At 60.5% G+C, this 7,184-nt stretch carries 8 protein-coding genes; 1 reads left to right on the top strand and 7 read right to left on the bottom strand.

The window, feature by feature from the left end; all coding sequences use genetic code 11:
- Positions 1 to 4: 4 nt before the first annotated feature.
- From rfbC to MHZ91_RS24175, 6 genes are all read right to left on the bottom strand, one after another.
- Positions 5 to 550, bottom strand: a complete 546-nt coding sequence (gene rfbC, locus MHZ91_RS24150; protein ID WP_239216062.1) for a dTDP-4-dehydrorhamnose 3,5-epimerase — start codon at positions 548 to 550, stop codon at positions 5 to 7.
- Positions 550 to 1,431, bottom strand: coding sequence for a glucose-1-phosphate thymidylyltransferase RfbA (rfbA, locus tag MHZ91_RS24155; protein ID WP_239216064.1), 882 nt, complete (start codon positions 1,429 to 1,431; stop codon positions 550 to 552). The genes rfbC and rfbA overlap by 1 nt, the downstream gene beginning before the upstream one ends.
- On the bottom strand, positions 1,428 to 2,324 hold the full coding sequence (gene rfbD, locus MHZ91_RS24160; RefSeq protein WP_239216066.1) for a dTDP-4-dehydrorhamnose reductase: 897 nt from the start codon (positions 2,322 to 2,324) through the stop codon (positions 1,428 to 1,430). Before rfbD ends, rfbA begins: the two co-directional genes overlap by 4 nt.
- Before the next feature lie 5 nt (positions 2,325 to 2,329).
- Complete coding sequence (locus MHZ91_RS24165) at positions 2,330 to 3,253, bottom strand: glycosyltransferase family 2 protein (RefSeq protein ID WP_239216068.1); 924 nt, start codon at positions 3,251 to 3,253, stop codon at positions 2,330 to 2,332.
- Positions 3,254 to 3,436: 183 nt separating this feature from the next.
- Positions 3,437 to 4,498 carry a dTDP-glucose 4,6-dehydratase gene (gene rfbB / locus MHZ91_RS24170; protein ID WP_239216069.1) on the bottom strand — a complete coding sequence of 354 codons (1,062 nt, stop codon included), beginning with the start codon at positions 4,496 to 4,498 and terminating at the stop codon, positions 3,437 to 3,439.
- A gap of 168 nt (positions 4,499 to 4,666) precedes the next feature.
- Positions 4,667 to 5,227: a cob(I)yrinic acid a,c-diamide adenosyltransferase gene (locus MHZ91_RS24175; protein ID WP_239216071.1), complete on the bottom strand. Its 561-nt coding sequence runs from the start codon at positions 5,225 to 5,227 to the stop codon at positions 4,667 to 4,669.
- A 204-nt stretch (positions 5,228 to 5,431) separates the two neighbouring features.
- On the opposite strand from MHZ91_RS24175, the gene MHZ91_RS24180 reads away from it, so the two are divergent.
- Positions 5,432 to 5,737, top strand: coding sequence for a copper-binding protein (locus tag MHZ91_RS24180; protein ID WP_239216072.1), 306 nt, complete (start codon positions 5,432 to 5,434; stop codon positions 5,735 to 5,737).
- Positions 5,738 to 5,814: 77 nt separating this feature from the next.
- Here MHZ91_RS24180 and hslU read toward each other — a convergent pair whose 3' ends face one another.
- Positions 5,815 to 7,149, bottom strand: a complete 1,335-nt coding sequence (hslU, locus tag MHZ91_RS24185) for an ATP-dependent protease ATPase subunit HslU (RefSeq protein WP_175124909.1) — start codon at positions 7,147 to 7,149, stop codon at positions 5,815 to 5,817.
- Positions 7,150 to 7,184: the final 35 nt, after the last annotated feature.

The following is a 7,184-nucleotide window of genomic DNA, read 5'->3' on the forward strand; positions in this document are numbered from 1 at the left end:
CGGCTCAGGCGTAGACATGCGCATCCGTCAAGAGTTGGCCTTGGCTATCCTTTGCCGATAGCGTGGGAGAGACGTCCAGGGGCCAGTCAATTTTGAGCGAGGGATCGTTCCACGCGATGCAGCGCTCGTGTTCCGGCGCGTAATAGTCCGTCGTCTTGTAGAGAAATTCGGCGGTGTCACTCAAAACCAGAAACCCGTGGGCAAAGCCGGCCGGCACCCACAACTGCTGCTTGTTCTCTTCGGACAGCGTGGCGCCTACCCAATGGCCAAAGGTTGGCGATGACTTTCGGATGTCCACCGCCACATCGAACACGCTGCCCTGGACGACCCGCACAAGCTTGCCCTGCGCTTGTTCGATCTGATAATGCAGGCCGCGCAGCACGCCTTTCACTGAGCGCGAATGGTTATCCTGCACAAACTCAACCCCCGCGCCAATGACGCTCTCGAAGGCTTTCTGGTTATAGCTTTCGTAGAAAAAGCCGCGAGCATCCCCAAAGACCTTGGGCTCGATGAGTACGACATCGGGAATAGCTAAAGGGGTGGCTTTCATCAATAGACCTTCTCGACCAGCAGTCGCTGCAAATACTTGCCATAGCCGTTCTTGGACAGCGGCGCGGCCAATGCTTCCAATTGTGCGGAGGAAATCCAGTTCCGGCGGAATGCGATTTCTTCGGGACATGCCACTTTCAGCCCCTGGCGGTTTTCCAGTGTGGCAATGAATTGGCTCGCTTCCAGCAGCGACTCATGGGTGCCGGTATCCAGCCACGCGTAACCGCGGCCCATGATTTCCACGGACAGCTTGCCCTGCTCCAGATAAGCGCGGTTCACGTCGGTGATTTCGAGTTCGCCGCGGGGTGAAGGCTTGATGCTCTTGGCGATGTCAACGACTTGGCGATCATAGAAATACAGGCCAGTGACCGCGTAGTTGGACTTGGGCTCTTTGGGCTTTTCTTCCAGCGACAGGACGCGACCATGTTCGTCGAATTCGGCAACGCCATAGCGCTCCGGATCGTGCACATGGTAGGCAAACACACTGGCGCCCTCGGTGCGCGCGTTTGCATTGTCGAGGAGCTGGTGAAAATCGTGCCCGTAGTAGATGTTGTCGCCGAGCACTAGCGCTGAGACATCATTGCCGATGAATTTTTCGCCAATGATGAAGGCTTGCGCCAGCCCGTCCGGCGAAGGTTGAACGGCGTACTGCAGATTCAAACCCCATTGCGAGCCGTCGCCCAACAGTTGCTGGAACCGAGGGGTGTCCTGAGGAGTGGAAATGATCAGGATGTCCTGAATACCCGCCAGCATCAGCGTGCTCAGCGGATAGTAGATCATCGGCTTATCGAAAACGGGCAAGAGCTGCTTGCTGATGGCGAGCGTCGCCGGATGGAGTCGAGTGCCGGATCCTCCGGCGAGAATGATGCCTTTGCGTTTCATTTAAGCGTTTCCAGTTTCGTCAGTTGATCGATTACGCGGTCAGCGTGAACGTGCCAGTGGGGCAATTGCAGACCGAGTGCTGCCGACAGGGCGGAAGTATCGAGTGTGGAGTTTTTGGGACGCCGGGCGGCCGTCGGATAATCCGCCGTGCCAATGGCGTGCACGTCGTCGGCTGTCAACTTGAGCTCGGCTCCGTTTTGCAGCGCGCGACCGATGATGTGGCGCGCAAATGCGTGCCAGGAAGTGGAACCGCCCGCGGTCAGGTGATAAGTGCCGGGGGATAGCCGACCTTCGCGCTGAGCGGCGATGGCAAGCAGTGTGACGTCCGCGATGAGCTCGGCACCGGTAGGCGTACCAAATTGGTCGGCCACGACTTTCAAGGTATCGCGCTCGCCGGCCAGGCGCAGCATGGTTTTCAGAAAATTGGCGCCATGCTGCGCATAAACCCAACTCGTCCGAAAAACCAGGGCGGTGCAACCGGCATCAGTAATTGCCGCTTCACCAGCAAGCTTGGTGGCGCCGTATACGCTCTGTGGATTGGGCGCATCGCTTTCAAGGTAGGCGCCGGACTTTTCTCCGTCGAACACATAATCAGTCGAATAATGCACTAGCAGTGCGCCGGTTTTGGCGGAATAATCTGCCATAACGCGGACTGCATCGGCATTGACGAGGCGTGCAGTTTCCTGGTCACTTTCCGCCTTGTCGACGGCGGTATAGGCTGCGGCGTTGACGATGATCTGGGGTGACGCGTCGCTTAGTGCGGTCGCCAGTTCTGCAGAGTTGGCCAGATCGCATGTATCGCGGCCAAACGGCATCACTTCGCCGAGAGGAAGCAACGCGCGCTGCAGCTCTTGGCCTACCTGTCCATTTTTACCTAGAAGAACTATCCGCATGATGGCTATATCTTGTTGAAAACGGCCGCGGCTAGCAGGCCAAGGTTGCCCAGCATGGTCTGGCGATAAACTCCCGACGCGGCCACCCCGAAAACGCGTCCGATCAGCCCTTTTTTTCGGGCTGATGCAAAGCGATTGAACGTCTCACGGTTCTTCTCTGTCAACTGCGCCTGCAGCGGGGAAAGCATCTGTATGTTACGGTCGTTCCAGTCGCGCAGATGGCCTTGCAGCAACATGCGGATGCGCTCCAAGCGCGCGCTCATGCTGGCATTGGCGCCGATCAGATTACCCCCATGCTGGCGATATAGCAGAGATGGCCGCGGGTCGTAATGGATCTTGCCCCCGCAGCCGCTGATCAGCAGGTATACCCACCAATCGTGCGCCACGGCCTTCGGCTGCGGGCCGGCATTTAACAGCAACCTGCGCGCGGCGTCGTTGAACACCATGGTATTTCCACCGCCGACGTTCTGGGTCAAGGCATTGCCGAATGACGGCGGGCGCGTGAACAGAGGGGAATACCCAATGGGCGCTCCGTCGCCATCCACAAGCTCAGTTCGAGTGCAATAAAGCGCGGGCGTCCCGGGCGAGATCGCGGCATGCCACTGGACGGCGCGTTCAAGTTTTTCGGGATGCCAGACATCGTCTTGGTCTGAATAGGCGTAGAGATCGGCCTGGACATCCGGATTACAGGTAAGCGAGAGGAAATTTGCGACAAACCCCTTGCGCGGGCCTTCCACCACCGTGAGCTGGCCGGGTTGCCATCTGTCCTGATAGCGCGCCAGTATCTCGCGGGTGTCGTCTTTGGATCCGTCGTCCGATGCGCAAACGATCCAATTTGTGTGGCTCTGCGCTTGAAAGGAATCCAGCTGTTCAGGCAAAAATTGCTGGCCCTCATAAGTGCACAAGAGAATGGCGACTTTTTGGCTCACTGGGCCACCTGTACTGGTAATGATTGCAAGCCTTTGCAAGGCTGGGCGGCGTGATTATTCCGGGGGCGGATCAGCCTGAAATTTGTTGCGTGACGGGCGGGCTCCGCAACGGAGCTGGATTGCAGCAGCGATGGCGCGAAAAATCGCTTTTCTTCCAGGGGCTGCAACCCGGCCCGTCTTGTATCACGAGGAATATTGCGTATCGACCCAGTTGCGGTACGAGCCGCTGGTCACGTTGGCGACCCACGCGGCGTTATCGAGGTACCACTGAACCGTCTTGCGAATCCCGCTCTCGAACGTCTCCGCCGGTCGCCAACCCAGTTCGCGTTCCAGCTTGCCGGCATCGATCGCGTAGCGACGATCGTGGCCAGGGCGGTCTTTCACGAAGGTGATCTGTTGCTTATAGGACTGACCGTCGGCGCGCGGGCTGAGCTCGTCGAGCAGTTCGCACAGCGTGTGCACGACTTCCAGGTTCGCCTTCTCGTTCCAGCCGCCGACGTTGTAGGTTTCGCCCAGCTTGCCTTGGTCCAGCACGCGGCGAATGGCGCTGCAGTGGTCTTTCACGTAGAGCCAGTCGCGGATCTGCTGGCCGTCGCCGTAGATAGGCAGCGGCTTGCCGGCAAGTGCGTTGTGAATCACCAGCGGGATCAGCTTTTCAGGGAAATGGTACGGCCCGTAGTTGTTCGAGCAATTCGTGGTCAGGACCGGCAGACCATAGGTGTGGTGGTACGCACGGACCAGATGGTCGCTGGCCGCCTTGCTCGCGGAGTACGGGCTGTTGGGCTCGTACGGGTTGGTTTCGCGGAAGGCAGGATCATCTTTGCTGAGCGAGCCGTAGACTTCGTCGGTCGAGACGTGCAGGAAACGGAAGTCCTGCTTTTCCTGTTCGGGCAGTGCCGACCAGTACGCACGGACGGCCTCCAGGAGATGGAAGGTGCCGACGATGTTGGTCTGGATGAATTCGCCAGGGCCGTGAATCGAGCGGTCCACGTGCGATTCGGCAGCGAAGTTGAGGACAGCGCGAGGTTTGTGCTTGGCAAGCAGATCGGCCACCAGCTTGGTGTCCCCGATATCGCCCACAACAAGTTGATGATTGGGGTTGCCGGCCAAGGACGCGAGGTTCTCTGGGTTGCCCGCGTAAGTGAGCTTGTCGAGCGTGATGACAGGTTCGGTGCCTTCCACGAACCAATCCAACACGAAATTCGAACCGATGAAGCCGGCGCCGCCGGTGACAATAATACTCATTCTCTATTTGATCCTTGAGCCGTGAGCGCGGTGCGCAAACCCGCTCTATAACCCGTCATTATGCCGTAACCGAGCAGGTTTGACCGGCTAGATGAAACAGAGTGTGGACCGTAATCGACGTGTAGAGAAATCCGCGCGCCCGGGAAGGCTTTCAAATCCTCGCAGGGCTTACGTGCCCTTACGGGCGTTCGGGCTTGCCCAGAATATGTCACCCACATCCAGCGTCTTGTTCAGGTAACGCGCCAGTACGAACATCAGATCCGACAACCGGTTCAAGTACTGCCGGATCGGCGCATTTACGCTTTCCACTCCCGCCAGCGCGACCACCGCGCGCTCGGCACGCCGGGCTACCGTGCGCGCCATGTGCGCCACTGCTGCCGGCCGCGAGCCGCCGGGCAGGATGAACTCGCGCAGCGGCGGCAGCGCCGCGTTGTAGTGCGCGAGCCGCGCATCCAGATGAGCAACCTGCGCTTGGGTGATCGCGGCATGACCGGGAATGCAAAGCTCCGCGCCCATGTCGAAGAGGTCGTGCTGGATGGTGAGCAGGTCGGCGGACACGTCGTCCGGCAGGGTTTCAGTGAGCAGCAGGCCGATGACGCTGTTCAGTTCGTCCACATCGCCCAGGGCGGCGATGCGCGGGGCGTCCTTGGGGATTCGGGATCCGTCCCCGAGCCCGGTGGTGCCATCGTCGCCGGTGCGGGTGGCAATGACGGATAAGCGGTTGGCCATGGCTTTTTTGATTCAGTGAGAAGAGTTGGAGGCTTGCTTCCGACGGTAAGCGCAGCCCGCAAGCAGGGCCGCCCCGCAAACAACCGTCAGGATTGTTGCGCACTGGCGGCGGAATGGTTGCATTCGCGCAGTATCCTAGCACTGTAAAAAGCGGCAGGAGCGCCTTACGCGTCTGGCCGCTTGGATCGCATAGGGAGGTTACATATGGGTTTTAACCGCGAGTACGCAACGCCCATGGCCGTTGCCACCGCAATGGCTGTCGTGTCGCTGGCGACGCCAGTCGCTTTCGCGCAGCAGGCCGATGCCACGGGCGAGGTGCGGCGCGTGGACGCCGCGGCGGGCAAGGTAACGATAAAGCACGATGCCATCAAGGCGCTGGACCTGCCGGCGATGTCGCTGGTCTACCAGGCCGATCCGGCGTTGCTGGCCAATATCAAGGCGGGCGACAAGGTGCGGTTTACCGCTACGCGCAAGGATGGCAAGTACGTGGTGACGGCGATCACGAACTGACGCTGTCCCAAAGAAAAAACCCCGCCGCAAAGCGTTGCGGCGGGGTTTTTTTGCGTCTGCGGCGGGAGCCCGGGGCGTCAGAGCACGTAGCGGGCGAGGTCCTGGCTGCTGGCAGCTTCGGCCAGTTGCGAGTTGACGTAGGCGGCATCGATCTTGACGTGCTTGTCCTGGCTGGACGTGGCGTCAAAGGAAAGCTCGTCCAGCAGCTTTTCCATCACCGTGTACAGACGGCGGGCGCCGATGTTCTCGGTGGTTTCGTTGACCTCGAAGGCCAGTTCCGCCAGGCGGCGCACGCCTTCGTCGGTGAATTCGAGTTCGACGTCCTCGGTCGCCATCAGCGCCGTGTACTGCTTGGTCAGCGACGCATCCGTGTCGGACAGAATGCGCACGAAGTCCTGGGCGGTGAGGGATTCGAGTTCGACGCGGATCGGGAAGCGGCCCTGCAACTCGGGGATCAGGTCGGACGGACGCGACAGGTGGAAGGCGCCGGACGCGATGAACAGGATGTGGTCGGTGCGGACCATGCCGTAACGCGTGTTGACGGTGGTGCCTTCAACCAGCGGCAGCAGGTCGCGCTGCACGCCTTGGCGCGAGACATCCGCGCCGCCGGACTCCTGGCGGGCGGCGATCTTGTCGATTTCGTCCAGGAAGACGATGCCGTTCTGCTCGACGTTGTTGATCGCAACGCTGCGCAGGTCTTCTTCGTTGACGCGCTTGGCGGCTTCTTCGTCGACGATGAGCTTGAAGGCTTCGCGCACCTTCATTTTCTTGGGCTTTTTCTTGTCGCGCGCCATGCCCGCGAACATGCCGCGCAACTGCTCGGCCATTTCTTCCATGCCGGGGGGCGTCATGACGTCCATTTGCGGCACGGTCTGCGCGACTTCGATCTCGATTTCCAGATCGTCAATCAGGCCTTCGCGCAGGCGCTTCCGGAACGTCTGGCGGGCGCTGTTGTCCTCGCCGCGCTGGGGCTCACCCGAGGCGCCGCGGGGCGGCGGAACCAGGGCGTCCAGGATGCGGTCTTCGGCGGCGTCCTCGGCCTGGGTGCGCACGCGGCGCATTTCCAGTTCGCGGGTCTGCTTGATGGAGTATTCGGTCAGGTCGCGGATGATGGTGTCCACGTCGCGGCCCACGTAGCCGACCTCGGTGAACTTGGTGGCTTCGATCTTGATGAACGGCGCGTTGGCCAGCTTGGCCAGGCGGCGGGCGATCTCGGTCTTGCCGACGCCGGTCGGGCCGATCATCAGAATGTTCTTGGGATGGATTTCGTGGCGAAGAGGTTCGGCGACCTGCTGGCGGCGCCAGCGGTTGCGCAGTGCCACCGCGACCGCGCGCTTGGCGCGGTTCTGGCCGACGATGTACTTGTCGAGTTCGGAGACGATCTCTCCGGGCGTCATGTTGGATGCGGACATGAGGGCGGATCCTTGAATCTAGGGCGGGCTGGGAG

This window comes from Achromobacter sp. ACRQX (assembly GCF_022346505.1).
Classification (GTDB): Bacteria; Pseudomonadota; Gammaproteobacteria; order Burkholderiales; family Burkholderiaceae_B; genus Achromobacter; species Achromobacter animicus.